This is a genomic window from Marivirga arenosa, assembly GCF_030503875.2.
GTDB classification, from domain to species: Bacteria; Bacteroidota; Bacteroidia; order Cytophagales; family Cyclobacteriaceae; genus Marivirga; species Marivirga arenosa.
Genome location: NZ_CP129968.2, coordinates 3,929,553 through 3,951,676 on the forward strand (window position 1 = coordinate 3,929,553; position 22,124 = coordinate 3,951,676).

Here is a 22,124-nt window from a genome sequence, read left to right on the forward strand (position 1 = left end):
GTGAAATTAAGACGTAGTTTAAAATCAGATAATTAATAAAATTTAAAGACATAAATCAGAAGTATAATGGATTTAGATCTATCAGGAAAAAGAATATTAGTAGGTGGAAGTACAGCAGGAATTGGAAAAGCAATTGCTCATGCATTTGCAAAGGAAGGTGTAAATGTTACTTTAATTGCAAGAGACCAATCTAAACTAGAATCCACTAAAAATGAATTAAATAATGATAATCAAGACCACCACATATTAGTAGCGGACTTCTGCCATCCTGAATCCTTACGCGATATCGTAATTGATTATTGTGCTAAAAACACAGTTGATATTTTAATTAATAACACAGGCGGGCCTAGTCCGGGCGCTGCGCATGAAGCATTAGGTAAAGATTATATGACTGCTTTCCAACAGCATTTGATATGCAATCAATACTTAGCTCAGGCTGTTATTCCTAAAATGAAAGATCAAAACGAAGGTAGAATCATTAATATTATTTCCACTTCAGTAAGACAACCCATCCCAAATTTAGGGATATCCAATACTATAAGAGGTGCTGTGGCAAGTTGGTCGAAGACTCTATCAAAAGAATTAGGCCCATTTGGCATTACTGTTAACAATATTTTACCAGGCGCAACAATGACAGGTCGATTAAAAGGTTTAATCCAAAATAAAAGTAAGGCCAGTGGAAAAAGTATGGATGAAGTTAGCGCTGAAATGCAAGCACAAATTCCTGCCAGACGTTTTGCTGAACCCGAAGAAGTAGCAGATGCAGTTTTATTTTTAGCATCAAAGAAGGCAGCATATATCAGTGGGGTCAATTTACCAGTGGACGGTGGTCGATTAGATTGTATTTAAAATGGAAAAAATAGCTAATTATATAAATGGAGAACTTATCACTCCATTTTCTTCACAATACATGGACAATATTGCTCCTTCAACTGCTGAGAAATATTCAGAAATACCTTTATCTGATAATTCAGATTTAGATGAAGCTATAAAGGCGGCAGAAATTGCATTTCCTAGCTGGAGTAATTTAAGTGCCAATGAAAGAGCCTCTTTTCTTTTAAAAATATCTGAAGAGATTAAAAAGAATTTACATGAATTAGCTAAAGCTGAGAGTAGGGATACAGGTAAACCTTTAAGCCTTGCTATGAATGTTGATATCCCCAGAGCAAGCGCAAATTTTGAATTCTTTGCTCATGCCATAACTCAATTTAGCAGCGAATCACATTCAGGGGTAGATAGTATAAATTACACCTTAAGAAAACCTATTGGAGTAGTAGGATGCATTTCACCATGGAACCTACCACTTTATCTTTTTACTTGGAAAATTGCTCCTGCCTTAGCTAGTGGGAATTGTGTAATTGCAAAACCATCTGAAATCACACCTTACACTGCTTTTTTATTAAGTAAAATCTGTAAAAAAGTAGGCTTACCAAAAGGTGTATTAAACATCCTGCATGGTAAAGGAGCAGAAATAGGAAATGAAATTGTAAAAAACGGTAAAATCAAGGCTATATCATTTACAGGCGGTACCGCCACAGGTAAGAAAATAGCCGAGATTTCTGCCCCCATGTTTCGGAAAATCTCACTTGAATTAGGAGGGAAAAATCCTGCTTTAGTTTTTGCAGATTGTGACTTAGAAAAAACTGTGGATGAATTAGTAAGAGCCTCATTTGCCAATCAGGGTGAAATATGCCTATGTGCTTCTAGAATATACATTGAAAGCTCAATTTATAAGGAGTTCAAAAAGATATTTGTTAGTAAGGTGAAAAACTTAAAGGTAGGAGACCCAAATCAAGAGGATACCAATATGGGTGCCTTAGTTTCAGCTCAACATAAAGAAAAAGTTATAAACTATATTCAATTAGCAAAGGAGGAAGGTGGAACATTATTATGTGGCAATGAAACCTTAAAGCTAAATCCCCCTTATGATCAAGGTTATTTTCTAAGGCCTCATGTATTTGAAAACCTTAATTCATCTTGCAGAACGAATCAAGAAGAAATATTCGGCCCAGTAGTAAGTTTAAATACTTTTGAAAATGATGATGAAGCAATTCTATTAGCAAACGATAGTGATTATGGTCTTGCCTCAAGTATCTGGACTTCAGATTTATCAAGAGCTCATCAGATTAGTGAAAGAATTAATACAGGTATTGTATGGGTAAACTGCTGGATGAAGCGCGATTTAAGAACTCCGTTTGGTGGAATGAAAAATAGTGGTTTAGGTAGAGAAGGAGGACTTGAAGCATTAAGGTTTTTTACTGAACCTAAAAATGTATGTATTCAATACTAATTAAATTGTCCTAATTACTCTTAAAATAATAAAGGCCAATCAAATGATTAGCCTTTATATTCAAATTAGATATGCTCTTAAGCAGAAGCGTCAGTTGCTGTTTCAGCACTAGGCTCTTTCAATTTAGCAATGTGGAAAGTCTTTCTAGCTTTATGACCACAATATGAGCATTTGAAATATTTCATTAACTCACCATCTTCAGTTACTGTAGGTGATTTTATAATTTCTTCTTTTACAACTTTTAAAGTTTGGTAATTACATTCAGAACATTGTAATGCGTGTAAGTGACCAGAATACTTCTCGATTTTAGTATACCCAGTTTCTTCATCTACCCAAACATCATAATCCACTGAGAAAATATCTTCTTCCGCCTGCATACCTTCATCAAGGTAAACATCTTCTTCCTCTTCACTCAATAATTTCATTGGCTTACCAGTTTTAGGAGAGACTCTAGGCGTATAACGTAATTTCTTCAATCTCTTTTCGATGTAAAAAGGAAAGTAGAAACGTAATACATTTTGAATAATTACACCAATTATTAGAGCTAACATAGCCGAAACAAAAACTTTCACAGCAAACCATAAAAATTCTTGCTCTCCAAATACAGAGTTCACCCAAATAACTACACCTACTAATAAAATTACAGCAGAACGCCATAAAGCATCAATTTCATTTTTATTGATGTAATCATACCTCTGTTTGAATTCTTTCAAGGTGCCTAATCTTAAATAATAAAGTAAAACAAGTAAGACGGCTATTCCAACAGTAACCATTCCTACATATGGTCCGTATTGGTTAATCATGTCAAAGATATCTGCCATAATTCAGTTTTTTAGTGATGGTAAATTTAGTTTTCTAATGCGAAATATGAATAATTCATTGTAAAAAAACAACGAAACTTCAAGCAAGTTAAAATTAATTCGTTAAAATTCTATCAATAAAGTTATATAAATTAATTGAAATACCTAAAAAAATATTTTTTTATCCTTTCATCTTAAGTCAATACTCTAAGCAATGACTACTAATCAACTTATTACTAGATGATTACAAAGCCAATTTGAGATTATATCTTGATACAGAAGAATATAAAAAAGGATAGAATAAAAATTTACTGAAAATTATTCTTTAAATAGACAACCTTCTAGCAATTATTCGTGTCTTAAAATTATCCGAGTAACAATACTTGGATATAATTATATCGCGTATTTTTTATATTATTAAAAGAGATTTATTATGATGAAGTTATTGAAAAATGGATTGCTTCTAGCAATTACAGGTTTATTCATTTTCACAGCCTGTGATGAAACTGGAGATGAATTACCTACTGGTACTGCGCCAAATGTGACTGTTAGTGTTGCAGACCCTCAAGACGAATATTTTCCTGGAGATGAGGTTAATGTGTTAATCGAATTTACTGCAGATGCACCAATTGTTCTAGGAACTATAAGTGCAGAATCAGAAAATTTTTCACTTGATTTATCCGCCATTGACGGAATATCGGCTGCAGGAGAAAATGAACCTTACACTATTGATTTAAATGCTTTTGGAGTTGCTAATCAAACTAGTGGGACTATAGATTTAGGATTATTAGTAATAAACGAAGGACTTGTTAATGAAACAATAACTTTTACAGCAGCTATCGGAGATGAAGAAGATAGAATAGGTGAAGGAGATCTAGATGTCGCTGTAAGTGCCCTCCCAGAACCAGATCCATTAACATCATTCAGTGCGATTTTATTGGCTGCACCACTTCAGGATGCTGATGGAACAACTGCAAGTAAAACATCCAAAACTTTCTTTAGTACTAATACTGGGGAGACTTATTCTATGAATGACATTAATAGTACATCTGACCCACTATCTGCTAATATTGATTTTGGCTATTTTTATGGTTCAGGAAGTGCTAATACAGAAGCAACAATAGCTTCTCCAGCCAATTACCCATTTGACTATGGTCAAGATGCATGGGGAACTCTAAATAACACCTTAATTAGAGCAACAGATGTAACTGAATCACAATTCAACGAAGCTAACTTAACTTTCATTAATGACGCATTTGAGAATGGTACTCCAGGTTCAACTGATGGAAGAATCACTAATTTATCAGTAGGTGATGTATTAGCTTTTGAAACAGACTCTGATAAAGATGGAGGTGCTAAAAGAGGATTATTATTAGTTGAAGCTATTACTGCTGGTGATGGTGAAGATGGCCAGATTGAATTTTCAATTATAATGGAAGAATAAAAGCATTATTTATAAACAAAAAAGCTCAGAGTTACTTCTGAGCTTTTTTTATGCATATATTTCAACTAATTACTTTACCGCTTCTAATGCTTTTTCGTAATTAGGTTCATTTCCAATTTCAGGAACCAATTCGTTATAAACAACCTCTCCTTCAGGATTAACTACTACTACTGCTCTTGCATTTAATCCTTTGAATCCGCCATCAACTAACTCTACTCCATAATCTTTACCAAAACTATCATTTCTAAAATTTGAAACAGGAATTGCATTTTCAATGCCTTCTGCTCCGCAGAACCTAGCCTGAGCAAACGGTAAATCTTTTGAAATACATAAGACTACAGTGTTATCTAAAGCCCCTGCTTTTTCGTTGAACTCACGAACTGACATTGCGCAAACCTCAGTATCAACACTTGGGAAAATGTTCAATATAATGTTTTTCCCTTTGTAATCTGACATTGAGACTTCCTTCATATCAGTTTTAACCAGATTGAAGTCAGGAGCTTTATGACCTACCGAAGGTAAGTCTGATATGGTATTGGATGGATTGCCACCTAATGTTACTTGTGCCATAGTTTATTATTTGTTTTAGTTTACATTTGTTAACTTAAAATGCAAAGATTAGTTACTGATTATTTATAGTTATTAAAATGAAAGAACTTAAACTTTACGCTGTCGTATTAGGCGGGGCAGCTGAGAAATCAAATACTGAATTACATGATGTAGTTTTTGCGGTGGGTAAATCCATTGAAGATTGCTACACACAACTATTAGATAAATGGTTTGGCATTAAAGAGAAAATGCACATTGATTCCTACATTGAACTTGATGTGGTTGACGGTTATGAAATTAGTCTTGAAAAGGAAAAGAGTGATAATTCAGACAAAAAATTATTCTTTATTAATCTTGGAGCTTATAAAGAAGGAGATTTTATGGAACATCATGCCAATACTTTTTTAGTAGGAGGACTAGCCACCGAAATAAAAAAGAGAGCAAAAGCTAAACTATTAAAAGGATATGACGAAGTTCATAAAGATTATCTATATGAGGTGGATGATATGATTGCCATTGAAGAATTAGAAGGTTATCATGTTCATCTTAACCCTACTACTAAAACTGAAAACTTGAAACCGATCAATGGTTATCATGTCCTACCCAAAAAAGTAGTAAGAGATTATTTAGCATCACATTAATAAAAAAGGGATCAAATGATCCCTTTTTGTTTTATAATCTATTTTTACTCTTCCTTCTTTTTGTCCATGGTTAAGGCTTTAAACAAAAACACTAAAAAACCTCCCACTGTGATAGTAAGACATACTATCATTCCTATTATTGCTTCTGTACTCATTTTTTAACAAATTTTTTGTAAAACCATCCATTAAATACTATTGCGATTAGTAATGCTATCCCCCACTGCGTTACAATGGTCGCATTACTATAAATATCCATCACATTCCAATTTCCATTTTCATCAAACCACGGATATTCACTGTAGCCTTGGCTCATCCACCAATAAACAAGGAATAAACCTGCAACAAAGTTGAAATAAATCATTCCAGTGAAATACTTAGGCGACACCTTAAAATCAGAATTTTGATCAATAAAATCTTTCTTGAATTTAGCAGGGCCGTATTTGATGATAAGAAATGAAATAAATATCCCACTTACTAATAATCCAACTCCCCATACCCAGTCTTGGTTCTCAAAAACAGATAAAAACCATGCTGATGGAAATCCAATTACAAAACAGGCTGCACCTGCAATTATAGCAGCCTGTTTTTTAGATAAATCATAATCCGTTAAATTCCTGATGATTAATTGCATCATCGGCAATATCGAACTAAAAGCAGCCATTGCGAAAGCCCCGAAGAATATCCACGATAAGAATGGACCACCCGGCATTTTAGCAAATAACTGAGGTAAAATAGTAAATACTAAGGCTGTGTTTCCGTCATGAAGAAAATCAACCGCTTCATTAGGGGTAGCTGCCATTGCAAATACTGCTGGTAAAATAGCCATTGCCGCTAATAATGCTGCCGTATTATTACCAAATGCACCTAAAAATGTATTTAAAGTAACATCTTCTTTCGATCTTGAGAAGGAACCAATCGTGATCATTAATCCCCAACCTGCACCTGTACTCCAGGCTGAGTCGGTAATTGCTTCAATCCAAATTATTGGATCTTTAAATTTCTCAAAATCGATTGTGAAAAGGTATTCTAACCCCTGTGTACCACCCGGCATTTGAATTGCAAATGCAGAAACTACCATAAGTAAAATAAAAAGGGTCGGTATTAATATCTTGTTCGTTTTCTCTAAGCCTTGCTTAATTCCTTTACTTAATACCCAAATGGCAATACTAATGGTAAACATGTAGCATAAAACTGCTTCCCAACTTGAGTTAGATAAACCTGCCCAAAATGTGTCCATGAAATTTACATTCGGATCAGCAAATTTTGCATTCATGGCGCCTGAGCCAAAAATGTAATCTATTAAATTTTGTGTATTTAAAAGGAAGTATCTCAATGACCACCCTGTCACAACGGAATAATAAAATGCAATACCCATAGTAACAATGGTCACGAAGGTACCCATCCAGTTAAATTTTTTACCTGCTAAGCTACCCAAAGCACCTAAAGTACCCTTTTTGTAATGCTTACCAATGGCTAGCTCTGCCATTAAAAGAGGAATGGACCATACTACAAGAAAAAGCATCCAAAGGATGATGAATGCGCCACCATGTTCTCCGGCTATTCTAGGAAATCTCCATAAATTTCCAGCTCCAATAGCCATACCTAAAGCGGCCAATATTATTCCCCACCTATTACTAAACTCTTCTGTTTTTTGCGCCATATATGTTTTATTTTGATTAAAAACATGCCGAAATTAGTTAAACAAATGGCTTATTCAAACTTAAACGGAGATTGATTTCAAGATTTGCAATCAGGGAAAAGTTATAATTTCAGTCTTTTGCGAAAAAATTTTGAGATTTTAAGAATGTTAGGATATATGAAAATTTTTAGCTTGCTTTTTGCTTTTTAGCTTTCTGGTTTAAGTATTTCACTAATTTATCATATTCTGTATTCTCTTTATTAGATAGCTTGATCACCTTTTTCTTTCCATAAAGAATTTTAGTCTCCTTAAATTCTCCTTGTTTGGTTTTCACCACATCTTCTCTCCAACCCCTGATTTCGGATAGCGGTAAATCAACTTTTGATCTGGTTATTGGGAAAAATATATTCAATTTATTATTTCCAGCCTTAACAATTTTTATAGCTGCTAATAATTTACCTAGCACTAACAAGCCAATTACCAATACTATCGGTGTTAGTATGAGTTTTATAATGAAATAAGATTGATTATTAAGTAAACTATCTAATAAAAGAAAAAAAGAACCAAAAATAAGGACCAAAAAGATTGATAAAGCAAATACAGTATTAATTCGTGGTTTTGATACTATCATGCTTATTTGCTTTGAAATTCTAAATCAATTTTTGATAATAATTCGAGTTCCCCACTTTCAAATAGAGCTGGCAATTCTGTAAGATCTGTTCCTTTTTCCACTTTATAATTATTATAGTCTCTAAAAATCACTCCGTTTACCCTTTCCGAATTAATAGATTCTCTAAATCTCACACCTCCACCATTAGTATGATAGGAATATGCAAAATAGTCCATGTCATACGTTTTGGTATTAAACCAGAACATGAAAATATCTTCATAATCTGTACCTCCACCCTTTTGCTTAAATTTTACTTCAATGGTTTTATAGGCTTCACCATTTATTAATGCATCATCCTTATTGGTAGCAATCACAGCTGCATCATTTAAATTATAAGGAAGTAATGCGAAATAATGCACTGAATTTACTGAATTAGCATAGGCTGCAGAATCTTCAGTAGACAAATCTGCATTTTCTCCATCAATTAACCTTTTAAACCCATCATTATCTAAGATATCATCAATATGCTGACCAGTGCTATCTGTAAATATTCTCTCGTATTTAAAGATTCCATTATTATGATATAATTTATAATCCTTATCTCGGAATTTGAACTCAACTTCTAAATTGGAGTATGCATTCCCCCCATGATGTTGAATGGCTTCTTGAATATGTTCTTCTGCTGATTTCTCAGTTGGATTACAGGCAGCAAATATTACTGCAATAAAAACGAATGCTAAAGTTTTTCTCATAAGTAAAAAATACGCCTCTCCATTAAAATAGTTTAGAATGCATAACAATCCATCGTTCAGGTAAATCACCATTCATAGCTTGTTGATAATCTGAATAGCTGCATGGAACAATAGAATTTCTATTAAATCTATTATCGCCTGAAGGATTAGGCACTTCCATCCACCATTTATCTATAAAATTACTTTTATAAAAAGTTAATGATTCGGGTTCATTAGGCATAGCCACTACATATTTCATGTAATCATTCGATCTGAAATCACGTGACTCTTTTCTTGAATAAAAACCTTCAATAAAATACCAAATCATAGTGGCTAAAACGGCTGCTGATTTATCAGAGTCATCTTCCCTCGTAACATCAAATTCGTAAAAGCCTGCAGCGCTTAGTTTTTCATTAATACCAGCATACCAACATAATTGGCAAGCCTCCTCCCCTGTCAAACCAAATGGCTGTGGTTGACTGGTTGCGGGGAAATCCGCTGACTTTATAGCTGATAAATCAAAACTTAGCATATCAGCCTGACGAATTACGGGCTCCATTTCTTTTATATCATGTCGTAAAGCCCCAATTCTATGAGCTTCAAAATAGAGTTTTTCAAGTGTTGCTATTGCCTGAGGATTAACTAAATAAGTTTGATAGGCAAGATGACTATAGTTAAATAAAAAATTAGGCTGATGCATTAGTAGCTTTTGAACATGCCTTTGGTTTGCTGGAGAGTCTTTATCCTCCATATCTAAAAAAGCATCAACATTTAAGACGCTAATTAGCTTCTCCATTTCTTCATAGGCCAAATATTGAGCAAAACTCATATCATGTGAGCCTCCAATTAAAATAGGCAACACATTATTCTCAATACATGCATGACATACTTCTTGAACTCTACCTAAAGTTTGTTCAGTATCGATGGCTTCAGAAATATTACCAAGATCAACAATATTGTAAGCTCCAGAACCTTTCGTAAGCCTATATAACTTTTTCCTTAAGGCATCAGCGCTACCCACAGTTCCAGCATTTTCTCCATTTTCACCTTTATCCGATATTCCAATTAGTGCGATATCCGCGCTTTTATAATCTGGAAATTTCTCTTGGTATACTTTAATGCTTTTGTAGAAGCTTCCTTGTTTTTTAATGTCTGAATAAAGTTGCTCCTGAATTGGGGTGAAGAATAGTCTTAAATCCATGGCATGAATTTAATAACAATAATTAGATGAACACGAAATATAATCTAAAGAAAATCAATAATTAGTTTACAATTCCCCTTACCATTTCTTTTTTTCCGGGAGGACCCGCTAATGTTTCTACCTCAAACCCAACTTTTTTCAAATCTCTCTTAAGTTGTCCTTTAGCACTATAAGTAGTAAAAACACCATCTTTTCTTAATAATTGATAGCATTTTTGCATCATTTCTTCAGTCCACAATTCTGATTGTTTATTAGGAGCGAAAGCATCGAAAAATATAATATCAAACTGCTTTTCCCCAGTGAAATCTTCCAGCTTACCTTTAACTTTTTTCAATGAAAAAAAAGGGTTAATCTCTACTAATTCATCCCACTTAGCAGTATGTAATTGTTTAAAGGTTTCTTTTAATTCTTCCTTACCGATCTGATCAATATAATTTAGCTGGTTTATGGTATCCATAGGAACCGGAAAAGGTTCTACAGAGGTGAAATTTATTTTGACCTCATTTTCTGTAGCAAATTTTGCAGCTAATAGTGCATTTAGCCCTGTGCCAAATCCTACTTCAAAAATATCTACCTCTTTGGGCAGTCCGTTTTTTGTTCTCCAAAATCTTAAGCCTTTTTCTATAAAAACATGAATAGACTCTTGAAGTGCACCATGAAAAGAATGGTAGGTTTCTTTCAATCCCTCATGATAAAGAGAATGAGACCCGTCTTCAGTAGTTATTATTTTAATATCAGCCATAGCCTATGAATCTAAATCATTATGATGCCCAACTTTATAAATCAAGGCAACTGCATGAGCGTCTACTCCTTCTTCTCTACCAACAAACCCCAATTTCTCTGTTGTAGTAGCTTTTAATGATAAATCATCTTCACTGATCTTCATCACCTTCGCTAATACACTCTTCATTTCAGGAATTAGTGGATTGATTTTAGGTTTTTGAAGCCCTACTGTTACATCTAAATTCCCAATTTCATAGCCTTTATCGCGTAATAAGGCTACTGTCCTTTCTAATAATATCTTGCTATCTATCCCTTTATATTGTGGATCCTGATCAGAAAAATGATAACCGATATCTCTTAAATTAGCTGCGCCCAATAAAGCATCGCATATAACATGAATCAAAACATCAGCATCGGAATGACCAACACCGCCTTTATGATAATCCAGCTTTATTCCACCTAGCCAAAACTCTTCACCTTCAGCTAAACGGTGAACATCATATCCATACCCTATTCTAAAGTTCATTTGTTTGATTTATAATAAATAGTGGAACAATTATCTTCTCTCAAAACCTCATTGGCAGCATTATAAATATCATGAGTATTCACCGCTTTAATAAAATCAGTTTCTTCATTCACAAGATTGGGATTACCCATAGCAGCCCCGAAGGCAATCGACATAGCCCTATTAAGAATATCTACCTCTCCGTAAACTATTGAAGATATTGCCTGATTTTTAACCTTTTCTAATTCTTTGTTAGCAATTTCTTCTTCTTTTAATTCTTTAATAATTTGCTTTACGGCTGTATCAGCTGCTTCAATACTAATTCCTGAGGAAACCTGGCCACTGATCACTATCAATCCGGGATCAACTGAACCAGTTACATAGGCTGCTATACCAGAAAATATGCCTTCTTCTTTAACTAATTTTTTATACAATCTACTAGACTTCCCTCTTCCTAAAACATCACTCATTAAATCTGTAGAATAATATTTTTCATCCGTTTTGGCGGGCATGTGATAAGCTTTGTATAAAGCATCCACTGGAACATCTGCTTTAATTTCTAAAAACCTAGCTTCTTTTTGTTTTGGTTCTTTTGGTAAATCTCTTTTCTTCTTTTCCCCTGCAGGAATTTCACCAAACCATTTTTCAGTTAATTTTTTAATGTTCTCAGTTTCCACATTACCCGCCACTACTAAATAGGCATTATTAGGTCTATAGTGAGTAAAAAAGAAATCCTTTACATCCTCCATGGTTGCATCCTCAATATGAGAAATTTCTTTACCTATTGTAGCCCATCTATAAGGATGCTTTTGATATGCTAAAGGCCTCAATTTCAACCATAAGTCTCCATAAGGTTGATTTAAATAACGTTGTTTAAATTCCTCAATCACAACACTCCTCTGAACTTCTAATACTTTAGGATCAAAAGAAAGAGACATCATTCTATCGGATTCTAACCAAAAAGCAGTTTCAATATTTTCAGCAGGAAGTGTTACATAGTAGTTTGTAACATCCGGACTGGTAAAAGCATTATTCTCACCCCCTACTCTTTGTAAAGGTTCGTCATAATTTGGAATGTTTTTAGAACCACCAAACATTAGATGTTCAAAAAGATGGGCAAAACCTGTTTTTCCAGGCTTTTCATCACGTGAACCCACATCATAAAGTAAATTTACAATCGCTAATGGCGTGTTTTTATCTTCATGAACATACACGTTTAAACCATTATCAAGCGTAAATGAATTATATTTTATCATAAGCTTAAGAGTGAATCAAAAATAAAAAATATAATGGCTTTTGCAGATTAGACCATTACTTTAAATTTGTCAGATAATTCTATCTGATTTTTAGGAATCCCAAAGATAGAAACAGTAATTTAAAAACTAAACTTAAACTTATAAAGCCTCAATCAAAGGTATTTTTTAATGCAATTCGATAGAAAAAAATTATCCGACAACCAGTTAATTAACCTCTATAAACATATTTTGTTGCCCCGCCTTATCGAGGAAAAAATGTTGATTTTACTTCGTCAAAATAAAATCAGTAAATGGTTTTCAGGGATTGGGCAAGAAGCTATTTCTGTAGGCTCTACAGCAGCTCTTGAAACTGATGAATATATTTTGCCAATGCACAGAAATTTGGGAGTATTCACAACTCGAAACATTCCGTTAAACAGACTTTTTTCTCAATTTCAAGGAAAAATGCAAGGCTTTACTAAAGGTAGAGATCGATCTTTCCATTTTGGAACGAATGATTATAACATTGTAGGAATGATCTCTCATTTAGGCCCACAATTAGGTGTAGCAGATGGAATAGCTTTAGCTAATAAGTTAGTTAAAGATCAAAAAGCCACATTGGTTTTTAGTGGTGATGGTGGAAGCTCAGAAGGGGATTTTCATGAGGCATTAAATGTAGCCGCAGTATGGGATTTACCTGTGATCTTCATGATTGAAAATAACGGATATGGTCTTTCTACTCCAAGTGATGAGCAATTCAAATTCAAAAATTTTGTAGATAAAGGGCCTGGTTATGGCATGGAAGCCATTAAAGTAGATGGTAACAATATATTGGATGTTTACCATGCAGTGGCTAATGCGGCTGAAAAAATGCGAAAAAATCCAAAGCCTATTTTAATTGAAGCCATTACTTTCCGAATGAGAGGACACGAAGAAGCTTCAGGAACCAAATATGTTCCTCAAGAGCTTTTTGACAATTGGGCTAAAAAAGACCCAGTTGAGAATTATGAAAAATATTTACTAAATGAAAAAATTATTTCAGATAGTGATATTGAAGCTTGGAAAGCGGATATCAAAAAACAAATAAATGAAGGATTGAAACTGGCTAATGAAGACCTATATCCTGAAATAAGCACAGAACAGCAACTCCATGATATTTATGCTAAAAGTAAAGTAGAAATCATTGAAGCAAGTAAAAATAAAACTACCAAAAGATATGTTGATGCTATTTCAGATGGTTTAAAACAATCATTGGAAAAATATCCTGAATTGGTAGTAATGGGACAAGATGTAGCTGATTATGGTGGCGTTTTTAAAATTACAGAAGGATTCATAGATCAATTTGGGAAGGACAGAATTAGAAACACCCCTTTGTGTGAATCTGCTATAGTGGGAATTGGATTAGGAATGAGCATTAAAAAGCAAAAATCGGTAATTGAAATGCAATTTGCTGATTTTGTAACCTGTGGATTCAATCAGATTGTAAACAATTTAGCCAAATCTCATTATCGTTGGGGCCAAAATGCTGATGTAGTGGTTAGAATGCCTACAGGAGCAGGTGTTGCAGCAGGCCCATTCCATTCACAATCAAATGAAGCCTGGTTTTTCCATACTCCTGGTTTAAAAATAGTTTTCCCATCAAACCCATCAGAAGCAAAAGGATTATTAAATGCTGCCATTGCGGATCCAAATCCAGTTATGTTTTTTGAACATAAAGGCTTGTATAGATCCTTATCAGAAGAGGTAAGTGATGATTATTACATAACTGAAATTGGAAAAGCTAGAGTTATAAATGAAGGAACTGACATTACTATTATTACCTATGGAATGGCTGTCCATTGGGCAAAAGAAGCAATGAATGATTTGGGTGACATTTCTGTTGAGCTAGTAGACTTGAGGACTTTATTACCATGGGATAAAGAAACTGTTAAAGAAAGCGTTAATAAAACGGGCAAGGTTTTAATATGTAATGAAGATTGCTTAACTGGAAGTATCAGTGGTGAAATCGCAGCTTGGATCAGTGAAAACTGTTTTGAAGCTTTGGATGCTCCGGTTATGCGTGAAGGAAGTTTAGACACTCCTGTTCCATTTAATGCTGATTTAGAAAAGAACTTTTTACCTAAAGAAAGAATTAAAGAGAAGCTTAAAAAACTTGCTGAATACTAAAATTTATTACCTCTGGTATTAAAAAATTCATATTCTAACAATTTGGAATTAAATTGTAAGTTGATAAATCAAACTTGATTAAAAAACTACCATATTATCCTTTTTTAGCAATTGTTGTAATGACAATTGCTTTTGCTATGCCAAATAATTTATTCGCACAAAAGACTGATGGCGATAAATTAGAGGTTACAAAAAATGATGGCCCACAGAAAATGGATAATAAAAAGATTAGGACCAAAAAGCAGATAAAGGCAAAAGGCAATCCTAATCAAGGTAATAATAGAGTTATCAAAATAAATCCCTTCAAGTGGGATTGGGATAAAGTGATGTGGTTTAAGGCTAAAAAAAGCGATTATAAAACCAAAAAATACAATCCTAATAAGAGAACCAAACGTGAAACTTATGACAATAAGCCAAATTATAAGTCTGCTGATCGAGATGCGATAACCAATCCATCGGAGATGAGAGAGCCTTTGATTCCTTATGATAGCCGAATTTCAGAAAAGGGGCCAGTCTTGAACAAAAAATCAAAACCTAAAAATGTCAACCTTCAATCTGGTGGGCCACAAGATAAACCTCATTTGATTGAACTTAATGAACCCTCTCAAACATTATCAAAAGCATCTAAAAAAGAGAGAAATAGCAAAGTAGATGGTAAAAGATTATACAGTAATAATAAAGATACTAATAGAAAGCCTTTCAATAACAGTAAACTAGAAACAGCTGAAAAGATTGATCCAGAGCCAAAAATGGATGATGATAAAATCATGTTCAAAAAGCAGGATAAAGATTATTCAAAAATGAATAATGACAAACTAATGACTGCTCAAAAGCCTGATTATAAAGAGCAAGATTTAAATGGCGACCGACTCAACACAGTAAAAGTGAAAGATAACAAGAGAAAGCCATTTGATGATGATAAATTAATGACCGCCACAGTTCAGGATAAAGAGAGAAAGCCTTTCGATGACGATAAACTGATGACCGTTAAAATTAATGACTCTGAACGAAAAGAATTTGATGAGAGCAAATTAATGATTGTAAAGGTTAACGATAGGGAACGAAAACCTTTTGATAATGAAAAATTAATGACCGCTAGCCCTGCTAATCCAAAAAGAAAGGAATATGATTACGATAAATTAATGGTAGCCGAAAAGATTGATCCTAAAAAACAGGATTTGCATGATGACAGACTTTTAACAGTGCCAGAAAGAAAAATACCAACGGCCGAGATGAAGGACTTATCAAAGGATATTTCAAAAGAAGATGGTGATTATGTGAGACATTTTTATGTTACTAATGAATCGCATCCTGGCACAAAAATCTTAGCAGCAGAAAATTCAAAAGCTCCATTCTTTGCAAGAACTTTTCAATCCATTTCTTCGTTTTTCACCAATATTTGGTCAGATGATACGCAACCCAATTATGTAACTCGTAAAAAACCGAAAGAAAGAAGGGATAAAAAAGAGGGACAAATTTGGGATAATTCGGTTCATCCTGACACATGGAAGAAACCTGAAGCGGAATCAGGTGAAACTCAAGAAAATTAAATTATTAAAAGTAATGAACTGGGAAAGAATAGACAGTATAGAAAGTTTAAACAACATTGTAGAGGAATCACAAGACAAAGCTGTGATGATATTCAAACACAGCACTAGCTGTTCCATAAGCTCTATGGCATTAAATAGATTAGAAAGAAGCTGGAGTGAAGACGAAATGTCAAATGTAAAAGCCTATTACCTTGACCTAATTTCTTATAGAGATATTTCTAATGCTATTGCTGATAAATTTGGAGTGATGCACCAATCACCACAGATTTTATTAATAAAAAATGGAGAATGTGTGTACGATGACTCACATATGGGTATCAGTTATCAAAATCTAAAATCTAGCGTGGGCGTCTAGTTAAAGCATAATAAAACTGATTTTTTGCTCAATATCGGGATGCAAACTTTTTGCAACTGGGCAATTCAACCCTATATTTTTTAATTTTTGAATCTCTTTTTCAGGCAAATCAGTTTTCCAACGCATTTCTATAGTTATGGCTTTTATCCTTCGTGGGTTAGAAGCCATTTCTTTTTGTAAATCACATTCAATTTCTCCAAGATCTAAACTGTTCTGATCAGCATAAATTCCCATAACGGTCATCATGCAACTTGCAAGAGAAGTAGCTGCCAAATCAGTAGGAGAAAAATAAGCGCCCTGCCCATTATTATCCACTGGGGCATCAGTAATTAAAGAATTTCCTGAACGATTATGGATTGCAGTTGTTTTTAATGGATGTGTATATTTTATTGTTGAAGTTGGCATAAACTAAGTCAATCTTTTATCGTTATTTCATTGCAAGATAACATTTATGATTAAAATATCTTTTAATGTTGCATTGATGTAAGTAGTTTTAGATGAAAGGATTAAAAAATTATTTAGTTTCCGCATTTAAAACCATAAATTTGTAATTCATTTAAAATACAATGAAAAAAGTTTTTATACTTTCCATATTTATGATAGCCCTTCTTTTTGATGCCAAAAGTCAAAAAGAAGATCCATTTGATTATGGACAAGAATTCCTATTTGGAATTACAAAAGCTACAAATGGCGGGCTTTTTTCAGGAGGTTTTTTTAGATATAGCGCTAAAAAGTCAGATAGAATATTCCAAACTTTTGGAATTGAGGTTGCCAATATTAGACATCCACAAGAAAGACGAGTTCCTAGCCCAACTTTTTTTAGCACATCATCATTTTACGAAGGCAAAGAAAAATATTTAATCAGTACTCGACTTATGTATGGCTATGATATGTTGCTATTTAAAAAAGCAGAAGAAAAAGGTGTACAAATAAATGGAGTACTAACTGGTGGGCCAACCTTAGGATTTGTTTCTCCATATTTATTAAGAAGTGAAGGTGGTGGACTTGTAACCTATTCACAATTTTTAAATGGTTCAGCAATTATTGGACCTGCTGGTTATTTTGCTGGAATCGATCAAATGGAATTAGTATTAGGCGCACACATTAGAGCCTCATTGCTTTTCGAATTCGGAACATTTAAATCTAAAATAACAGGTTTCGAAGTAGGCTTTTTAGGCGAAATATTTAGTAGAGAAATTCAAATAGTTCCGCTAGGAACAAAAAATTATAGTTTTTACCCGGCAGCCTTTGTAAGTATTTTGTTTGGGTCGAGAAAATAAGTTTAAGGATAGAATAATAAGTTGATATGATAGATTTACCGGTAGTAAGCCAGGAAGAAAAGAAGAAAAATAAAAAACCGGATTGGTTAAGGGTAAAGTTACCTGTTGGTAAAGAATATGCTAATGTTCGAAAAATTGTAGACGAAAATAAGCTACATACTATTTGCGAAAGTGGAAACTGTCCTAATATGGGTGAGTGCTGGGGTGCTGGTACTGCAACTTTTATGATTTTAGGAAATGTATGTACTAGAAGTTGCTCATTCTGCGCAGTTGCTACTGGCCGTCCACCAGAATATGATGAGCAAGAACCTCAAAGAGTAGCGGAAGCCATCAAAAAAATGGGCGTTAAACATGCCGTTATCACTTCTGTTAATAGAGATGAATTAAAAGATCGTGGTGCAGAAATTTGGTATCAAACTGTTGTAAAAACGAAAGAACTTTCTCCTGAAACAACAATAGAGACCTTAATTCCTGACGTGAAAGGAAAATGGGATGCTCTTTATAGAATGATTGAAGCAGGGCAAGAGGTAGTTTCGCATAATATCGAAACAGTTCCAAGTTTGTACAGAAGAGTTCGTCCTCAGGCAAAATATCAAAGAAGTTTGGATCAAATTAAATTGACTAAAGAATACGGTAAAAGAACAAAAACCGGAATCATGGTAGGTTTAGGCGAAACTCAAGATGAAATGTTTTCTACTATGGATGATTTAGTAGAGCACGGATGTGACATTTTAACTGTAGGACAATATTTACAACCTACTAAAAGACACCACGATGTGATTGAATATATTCACCCTGAAGTTTTTGATATGTACAGAGAAGAAGGCTTAAAAAGAGGACTTAAATATGTTGAGTCAGGGCCATTAGTTCGTTCTTCTTATCATGCTGAAAGACACGTAAACGTACCTATCTAAGGAATACATATATTTTGAAGAACCACAGCATAAAGTGATAATCACTTATATTGCTGTGGTTTTTTGGTTTTAAACATCAATGGTAAATTTTTACATTTTTTTAGTTCAACAGCTTAAATTTTATGCAAGATAATTTCATCATAACCCTAGAAAACTTAAAGTTAAAAGACTATCGAAGCTTAATAAAGTCTATGAAAAAGGCTTATGCGGGTTGGGATGACTTGTGGGAGGTTGAACATATCAAAAGTTTAATTGATAAATTCCCTGAAGGACAGTTATGCGTTTTAGTGAATGGTCAAGTTGCAGGATGCGCCTTATCAATTATTGTGGACTATTCCGATTTTGGTGACAATCATAATTATCCTGAAATAACAGGAAAAGAATCTTTCAATACTCATAATCCTGAGGGGGATGTATTATATGGAATAGATGTATTCGTACATCCTGATTTTAGAGGAATGCGAGTTGGAAGAAGATTGTATGATGCACGGAAAGATTTAGTGGAACAACTTAACCTCAGGTCAATAGTGGCAGGCGGCAGGCTTCCGGGGTATTCAAAATATTCAGATAAATTTTCTGCTAAGCAGTATATTCAAAAGGTAATCGCCAAAGAAATTTATGATAAAGCATTATCCTTTCAATTATCAAATGACTTTCATGTTAAAAAAGTATTAAAAGGATATCTACCAGGTGATAAACAATCTGCTGAATATGCAGCTTTAATTGAATGGAATAATATTTACTACGAACCGTCTGAAGAATATGTTCATATTCCTAAAACAGTTATAAGATTAGGATTAGTACAGTGGCAAATGCGTCCCACTCCTTCCTTAAAAGCTATGCAAGAGCAAATTGAGTTCTTTATTGATGTAGTAAGTGGTTATCAATGCGATTTCATATTATTCCCAGAATTATTCAATGCCCCTTTAATGGCTGAATTCAATCATTTGGATGAAGCATCAGCAATTCGTGAATTAGCTAAATATACGGAACCACTTAAAGAGGTTTTTCAAGAATATGCTATTAATTATAATGTAAATATAATTACGGGTAGCATGCCAGTGATGAGTCGTGGAAAACTTTACAATAAAGGCTTTTTATGTAGAAGAGATGGTACCAGTGAGACCTATGAAAAAATTCATATGACTCCTGCTGAAGTAAGTGCCTGGGGAATGAGTGGAGGCAAGAAAATTCAGGCCTTTGATACGGATTGCGGAAAAATTGGAATCAATATTTGTTATGATGTGGAGTTCCCTGAAATGGGAAGACTATTAGCAGATGAAGGAGTTAAAATTTTATTTGTGCCTTTCTTAACTGATACTCAAAACGGATATATGCGAGTAAGGCTTTGTGCGCAAGCACGCGCTATTGAAAATGAGTGTTATGTAGCTATAGCTGGAAGTGTAGGGAATTTACCAAAAGTAAATAACATGGATATTCAGTTTGCTCAATCTGGAGTATTCACCCCTTCCGATTTTTCATTTCCAACAAATGGCGTTAAAACAGAAGCTACTCCTAATACAGAAATGACAGTAATTGCAGATGTAGATGTTAATTTGTTAAAAGAATTGCATACTTACGGAAGCGTGCGTAATTTGAACGATCGAAGAAAAGATCTGTACTCATTAAAAAAGAATAAGTGAAGTGAAGGTAGAAGAGTTTGTAAATTTAAGCCTGTTTAAAAAGATAAAAACATTATATGTTGAGGGTGAATTTGTCACCTCTATTCGGTATTATCGGTATAAGGTGAATTTATTTTTATTAAATGATTTTTATGTTGAAGCCTTTTACCATCCCAAAACAGATAGAATCGAAAAGATTGTTCCATTCGATAGTAACCACTCTAGAAAAAAATTCTATACTGACCAGGTAAAACTACCACATTGGTTCGAAAAAGTTTCCTAATATGATTGATTTAAGAAGCGACACCATTACTCAGCCTACTACCGCTATGAAGCAAGTTATGTTTGAAGCTCCAGTTGGTGATGATGTTTTCGGTGAAGATCCCACTATAAATGCTCTTGAGGAAAAGGCTGCTGCATATTTTGGTATGGAAGCCGCAATATTCTGCCCTAGTGGCACCATGACGAATCAAATTGCGATTAGAGTTCATACTGACCCCCACACTGAAGTAATTTGTGATGAAAAATCTCATATCTATCTATATGAAGGGGGTGGAATTGCTTATAACTCTTTTGCATCTGTCAGACTACTGCACGGAGACCGTGGCCGGATAACTGCGGAAATGGTAAAAGATAATATCAACAATCCTGATGATGTACATGCTCCTATTTCCAGACTTGTTTCATTAGAAAACACGATGAACAAAGGGGGTGGATGTGTTTATGATTTCAAAGAGATTGAGAAAATTGGTCGATTATGTAAAGAAGAGAAGCTGAAGCTTCATCTTGATGGAGCTAGGTTATTCAATGCTTTAGTAGCTTCAGGAGATGATCCTGAAAAATACGGTGAAACCTTTGACACCATCTCCATCTGTTTATCCAAAGGTTTGGGATGCCCGGTTGGTTCTTTATTAGTGGGCGATAAAGATTCCATTAAAATGGCCCGAAGAATTAGAAAAGTAATGGGAGGTGGAATGAGGCAGGCTGGTATTTTAGCTGCTGCTGGAATTTATGCTTTAGATCATCATATAGAAAGACTAACCGAAGACCATAATAGAGCCAAAACCATTGCTGAAAATATAAAGGATTTAGCCTTTGTTGAATCGGTTCTTCCGGTAGAAACCAATATTGTAATATTTAGATTATCAAATAATCAACTCGCTACGGATTTTGTAGAAAAGCTTAAAAATCATGGGATATTAGCCGTTCCTTTTGGAAAGCATGATGTTCGCTTTGTAACTCATCTTGATTTTTCGGATGATATGCTGGATGAGCTTATTAAAAAATTAAAACAGATATAAATGACCCTTTCAGAAAAAATTAATGCTGAAATCCGTGATATTAAAGACTTTCCAAAGCCTGGTATAGTATTTAAAGACATTACCCCAATTTTAAGCCGTCCAAAATTAGTATCTGAAATTGTGGATTGGTTCGTTGAAAAAGGAAAGCAGGATAAAATAGATGTAATTGTTGGAGTTGAATCCAGAGGTTTTTTATTTGGGATGATGGTAGCAGAACGATTAGGATTACCTTTTGTGCCCGTTAGAAAAGAAGGCAAACTGCCACATAAAACCATTAAACATTCTTATGAATTGGAATATGGTAGTGCTACCATGGAAATTCATAGCGATTCCATAAAGCCAGGACAAAAAGTAATGATTCATGATGATTTATTAGCTACAGGGGGAACAGCACTTGCGGCAGCAAAACTAGTGAAAGAATTAGGCGGAAAAGTAGGCAACTTTACATTCTTGATTGAGTTAGGTTTTCTAGAAGGAGAAAAAAAGCTGAAAACAGAAAATGAAGCGGTTTACAGTATCGTTACTTATTAATATATTTGAAATTTAGTTGAATAAAGATTTTTTAAAT

General features: G+C 34.1%; 24 protein-coding genes. 13 read left to right on the plus strand and 11 right to left on the minus strand.

The features are described 5' to 3' along the window. Positions 1-66: 66 nt before the first annotated feature. Complete coding sequence (locus QYS47_RS16910) at positions 67-849, plus strand: SDR family oxidoreductase (RefSeq protein WP_322347216.1); 783 nt, start codon at positions 67-69, stop codon at positions 847-849. 1 nt (position 850) lies between these two features. After that, a complete protein-coding gene (locus tag QYS47_RS16915; RefSeq protein ID WP_322347217.1) occupies positions 851-2,290 on the plus strand; it encodes an aldehyde dehydrogenase in 1,440 nt (479 codons plus the stop codon). 77 nt (positions 2,291-2,367) lie between these two features. Here QYS47_RS16915 and QYS47_RS16920 read toward each other — a convergent pair whose 3' ends face one another. Further along, complete coding sequence (locus QYS47_RS16920) at positions 2,368-3,111, minus strand: hypothetical protein (RefSeq protein ID WP_308355586.1); 744 nt, start codon at positions 3,109-3,111, stop codon at positions 2,368-2,370. A gap of 412 nt (positions 3,112-3,523) precedes the next feature. Here QYS47_RS16920 and QYS47_RS16925 point away from each other — a divergent pair, with 412 nt between their 5' ends. Beyond that, positions 3,524-4,534, plus strand: coding sequence for a hypothetical protein (locus QYS47_RS16925; RefSeq protein ID WP_322347218.1), 1,011 nt, complete (start codon positions 3,524-3,526; stop codon positions 4,532-4,534). Between the two features lie 69 nt (positions 4,535-4,603). On the opposite strand, the gene tpx is transcribed toward QYS47_RS16925, so the two are convergent. Further along, entirely contained in the window at positions 4,604-5,104 is a 501-nt protein-coding gene (gene tpx, locus QYS47_RS16930; RefSeq protein ID WP_322347219.1) for a thiol peroxidase, read from the minus strand. Positions 5,105-5,181: 77 nt separating this feature from the next. Here tpx and QYS47_RS16935 point away from each other — a divergent pair, with 77 nt between their 5' ends. Next, the gene (locus QYS47_RS16935; RefSeq protein WP_302122512.1) at positions 5,182-5,724 is read left to right on the plus strand and encodes a DUF1543 domain-containing protein; all 543 of its coding nucleotides are present in this window, start codon (positions 5,182-5,184) and stop codon (positions 5,722-5,724) included. A gap of 44 nt (positions 5,725-5,768) precedes the next feature. Here QYS47_RS16935 and QYS47_RS16940 read toward each other — a convergent pair whose 3' ends face one another. The 8 genes from QYS47_RS16940 to QYS47_RS16975 all read right to left on the minus strand — a co-directional run bounded on the left by QYS47_RS16940 (position 5,769) and on the right by QYS47_RS16975 (position 12,389). Beyond that, positions 5,769-5,879 (minus strand): MetS family NSS transporter small subunit, encoded by a 111-nt coding sequence (locus QYS47_RS16940; RefSeq protein ID WP_308355582.1) that lies wholly within the window; start codon positions 5,877-5,879, stop codon positions 5,769-5,771. Beyond that, positions 5,876-7,384 (minus strand): sodium-dependent transporter, encoded by a 1,509-nt coding sequence (locus tag QYS47_RS16945; protein ID WP_308355581.1) that lies wholly within the window; start codon positions 7,382-7,384, stop codon positions 5,876-5,878. The genes QYS47_RS16940 and QYS47_RS16945 overlap by 4 nt, the downstream gene beginning before the upstream one ends. A 166-nt stretch (positions 7,385-7,550) precedes the next feature. After that, positions 7,551-7,994, minus strand: coding sequence for a hypothetical protein (locus tag QYS47_RS16950; protein ID WP_308355580.1), 444 nt, complete (start codon positions 7,992-7,994; stop codon positions 7,551-7,553). 2 nt (positions 7,995-7,996) lie between these two features. After that, positions 7,997-8,725, minus strand: coding sequence for a DUF6503 family protein (locus QYS47_RS16955; RefSeq protein WP_322347220.1), 729 nt, complete (start codon positions 8,723-8,725; stop codon positions 7,997-7,999). A gap of 22 nt (positions 8,726-8,747) precedes the next feature. After that, positions 8,748-9,905 carry a formimidoylglutamase gene (locus tag QYS47_RS16960; RefSeq protein ID WP_302122496.1) on the minus strand — a complete coding sequence of 386 codons (1,158 nt, stop codon included), beginning with the start codon at positions 9,903-9,905 and terminating at the stop codon, positions 8,748-8,750. 61 nt (positions 9,906-9,966) lie between these two features. Further along, positions 9,967-10,647, minus strand: a complete 681-nt coding sequence (gene mnmD, locus QYS47_RS16965; RefSeq protein ID WP_302122494.1) for a tRNA (5-methylaminomethyl-2-thiouridine)(34)-methyltransferase MnmD — start codon at positions 10,645-10,647, stop codon at positions 9,967-9,969. A 3-nt stretch (positions 10,648-10,650) separates the two neighbouring features. Then, positions 10,651-11,154 carry a 2-C-methyl-D-erythritol 2,4-cyclodiphosphate synthase gene (gene ispF / locus QYS47_RS16970; protein WP_308355577.1) on the minus strand — a complete coding sequence of 168 codons (504 nt, stop codon included), beginning with the start codon at positions 11,152-11,154 and terminating at the stop codon, positions 10,651-10,653. Continuing rightward, positions 11,151-12,389 carry a M16 family metallopeptidase gene (locus tag QYS47_RS16975; RefSeq protein ID WP_322347221.1) on the minus strand — a complete coding sequence of 413 codons (1,239 nt, stop codon included), beginning with the start codon at positions 12,387-12,389 and terminating at the stop codon, positions 11,151-11,153. Before QYS47_RS16975 ends, ispF begins: the two co-directional genes overlap by 4 nt. Positions 12,390-12,557: 168 nt before the next feature. On the opposite strand from QYS47_RS16975, the gene QYS47_RS16980 reads away from it, so the two are divergent. From QYS47_RS16980 to ytxJ, 3 genes are all read left to right on the plus strand, one after another. Beyond that, complete coding sequence (locus tag QYS47_RS16980) at positions 12,558-14,534, plus strand: alpha-ketoacid dehydrogenase subunit alpha/beta (RefSeq protein WP_322347222.1); 1,977 nt, start codon at positions 12,558-12,560, stop codon at positions 14,532-14,534. A gap of 74 nt (positions 14,535-14,608) precedes the next feature. Beyond that, positions 14,609-16,084, plus strand: a complete 1,476-nt coding sequence (locus QYS47_RS16985; protein WP_322347223.1) for a hypothetical protein — start codon at positions 14,609-14,611, stop codon at positions 16,082-16,084. A 13-nt stretch (positions 16,085-16,097) separates the two neighbouring features. Next, the gene (ytxJ, locus tag QYS47_RS16990) at positions 16,098-16,439 is read left to right on the plus strand and encodes a bacillithiol system redox-active protein YtxJ (protein ID WP_322347224.1); all 342 of its coding nucleotides are present in this window, start codon (positions 16,098-16,100) and stop codon (positions 16,437-16,439) included. Here ytxJ and QYS47_RS16995 read toward each other — a convergent pair whose 3' ends face one another. Continuing rightward, positions 16,440-16,844: an OsmC family protein gene (locus QYS47_RS16995; RefSeq protein ID WP_308355571.1), complete on the minus strand. Its 405-nt coding sequence runs from the start codon at positions 16,842-16,844 to the stop codon at positions 16,440-16,442. Between the two features lie 161 nt (positions 16,845-17,005). On the opposite strand from QYS47_RS16995, the gene QYS47_RS17000 reads away from it, so the two are divergent. The 6 genes from QYS47_RS17000 (at position 17,006) to QYS47_RS17025 (ending at position 22,087) form a co-directional block, all read left to right on the plus strand. Beyond that, complete coding sequence (locus QYS47_RS17000; RefSeq protein ID WP_308355570.1) at positions 17,006-17,719, plus strand: hypothetical protein; 714 nt, start codon at positions 17,006-17,008, stop codon at positions 17,717-17,719. Between the two features lie 26 nt (positions 17,720-17,745). After that, on the plus strand, positions 17,746-18,633 hold the full coding sequence (lipA, locus tag QYS47_RS17005; protein ID WP_322347225.1) for a lipoyl synthase: 888 nt from the start codon (positions 17,746-17,748) through the stop codon (positions 18,631-18,633). 122 nt (positions 18,634-18,755) lie between these two features. Continuing rightward, positions 18,756-20,276, plus strand: a complete 1,521-nt coding sequence (locus QYS47_RS17010) for a bifunctional GNAT family N-acetyltransferase/carbon-nitrogen hydrolase family protein (protein WP_308355567.1) — start codon at positions 18,756-18,758, stop codon at positions 20,274-20,276. A 1-nt stretch (position 20,277) separates the two neighbouring features. Then, positions 20,278-20,538 carry a hypothetical protein gene (locus QYS47_RS17015; protein ID WP_308355566.1) on the plus strand — a complete coding sequence of 87 codons (261 nt, stop codon included), beginning with the start codon at positions 20,278-20,280 and terminating at the stop codon, positions 20,536-20,538. Position 20,539: 1 nt separating this feature from the next. Then, positions 20,540-21,556 carry a threonine aldolase family protein gene (locus tag QYS47_RS17020; RefSeq protein WP_322347226.1) on the plus strand — a complete coding sequence of 339 codons (1,017 nt, stop codon included), beginning with the start codon at positions 20,540-20,542 and terminating at the stop codon, positions 21,554-21,556. Beyond that, a complete protein-coding gene (locus QYS47_RS17025) occupies positions 21,557-22,087 on the plus strand; it encodes an adenine phosphoribosyltransferase (RefSeq protein WP_322347227.1) in 531 nt (176 codons plus the stop codon). The last annotated feature ends 37 nt before the right edge of the window (positions 22,088-22,124 follow it).

Coding starts and splice junctions, on each gene's coding strand:
- QYS47_RS17010 (WP_308355567.1), top strand. CDS start 18,756: ATGCAAGATAATTTCATCATAACCCTAGAAAACTTAAAGTTAAAAGAC.
- QYS47_RS16940 (WP_308355582.1), bottom strand. CDS start 5,879: ATGAGTACAGAAGCAATAATAGGAATGATAGTATGTCTTACTATCACA.
- QYS47_RS16975 (WP_322347221.1), bottom strand. CDS start 12,389: ATGATAAAATATAATTCATTTACGCTTGATAATGGTTTAAACGTGTAT.
- QYS47_RS16955 (WP_322347220.1), bottom strand. CDS start 8,725: ATGAGAAAAACTTTAGCATTCGTTTTTATTGCAGTAATATTTGCTGCC.
- ispF (WP_308355577.1), bottom strand. CDS start 11,154: ATGAACTTTAGAATAGGGTATGGATATGATGTTCACCGTTTAGCTGAA.
- QYS47_RS16950 (WP_308355580.1), bottom strand. CDS start 7,994: ATGATAGTATCAAAACCACGAATTAATACTGTATTTGCTTTATCAATC.
- QYS47_RS17020 (WP_322347226.1), top strand. CDS start 20,540: ATGATTGATTTAAGAAGCGACACCATTACTCAGCCTACTACCGCTATG.
- QYS47_RS16995 (WP_308355571.1), bottom strand. CDS start 16,844: ATGCCAACTTCAACAATAAAATATACACATCCATTAAAAACAACTGCA.
- lipA (WP_322347225.1), top strand. CDS start 17,746: ATGATAGATTTACCGGTAGTAAGCCAGGAAGAAAAGAAGAAAAATAAA.
- QYS47_RS16945 (WP_308355581.1), bottom strand. CDS start 7,384: ATGGCGCAAAAAACAGAAGAGTTTAGTAATAGGTGGGGAATAATATTG.
- ytxJ (WP_322347224.1), top strand. CDS start 16,098: ATGAACTGGGAAAGAATAGACAGTATAGAAAGTTTAAACAACATTGTA.
- QYS47_RS16980 (WP_322347222.1), top strand. CDS start 12,558: ATGCAATTCGATAGAAAAAAATTATCCGACAACCAGTTAATTAACCTC.
- QYS47_RS16960 (WP_302122496.1), bottom strand. CDS start 9,905: ATGGATTTAAGACTATTCTTCACCCCAATTCAGGAGCAACTTTATTCA.
- QYS47_RS16910 (WP_322347216.1), top strand. CDS start 67: ATGGATTTAGATCTATCAGGAAAAAGAATATTAGTAGGTGGAAGTACA.
- QYS47_RS16925 (WP_322347218.1), top strand. CDS start 3,524: ATGATGAAGTTATTGAAAAATGGATTGCTTCTAGCAATTACAGGTTTA.
- mnmD (WP_302122494.1), bottom strand. CDS start 10,647: ATGGCTGATATTAAAATAATAACTACTGAAGACGGGTCTCATTCTCTT.
- QYS47_RS17025 (WP_322347227.1), top strand. CDS start 21,557: ATGACCCTTTCAGAAAAAATTAATGCTGAAATCCGTGATATTAAAGAC.
- tpx (WP_322347219.1), bottom strand. CDS start 5,104: ATGGCACAAGTAACATTAGGTGGCAATCCATCCAATACCATATCAGAC.
- QYS47_RS17000 (WP_308355570.1), top strand. CDS start 17,006: ATGAAAAAAGTTTTTATACTTTCCATATTTATGATAGCCCTTCTTTTT.
- QYS47_RS16935 (WP_302122512.1), top strand. CDS start 5,182: ATGAAAGAACTTAAACTTTACGCTGTCGTATTAGGCGGGGCAGCTGAG.
- QYS47_RS16915 (WP_322347217.1), top strand. CDS start 851: ATGGAAAAAATAGCTAATTATATAAATGGAGAACTTATCACTCCATTT.
- QYS47_RS16920 (WP_308355586.1), bottom strand. CDS start 3,111: ATGGCAGATATCTTTGACATGATTAACCAATACGGACCATATGTAGGA.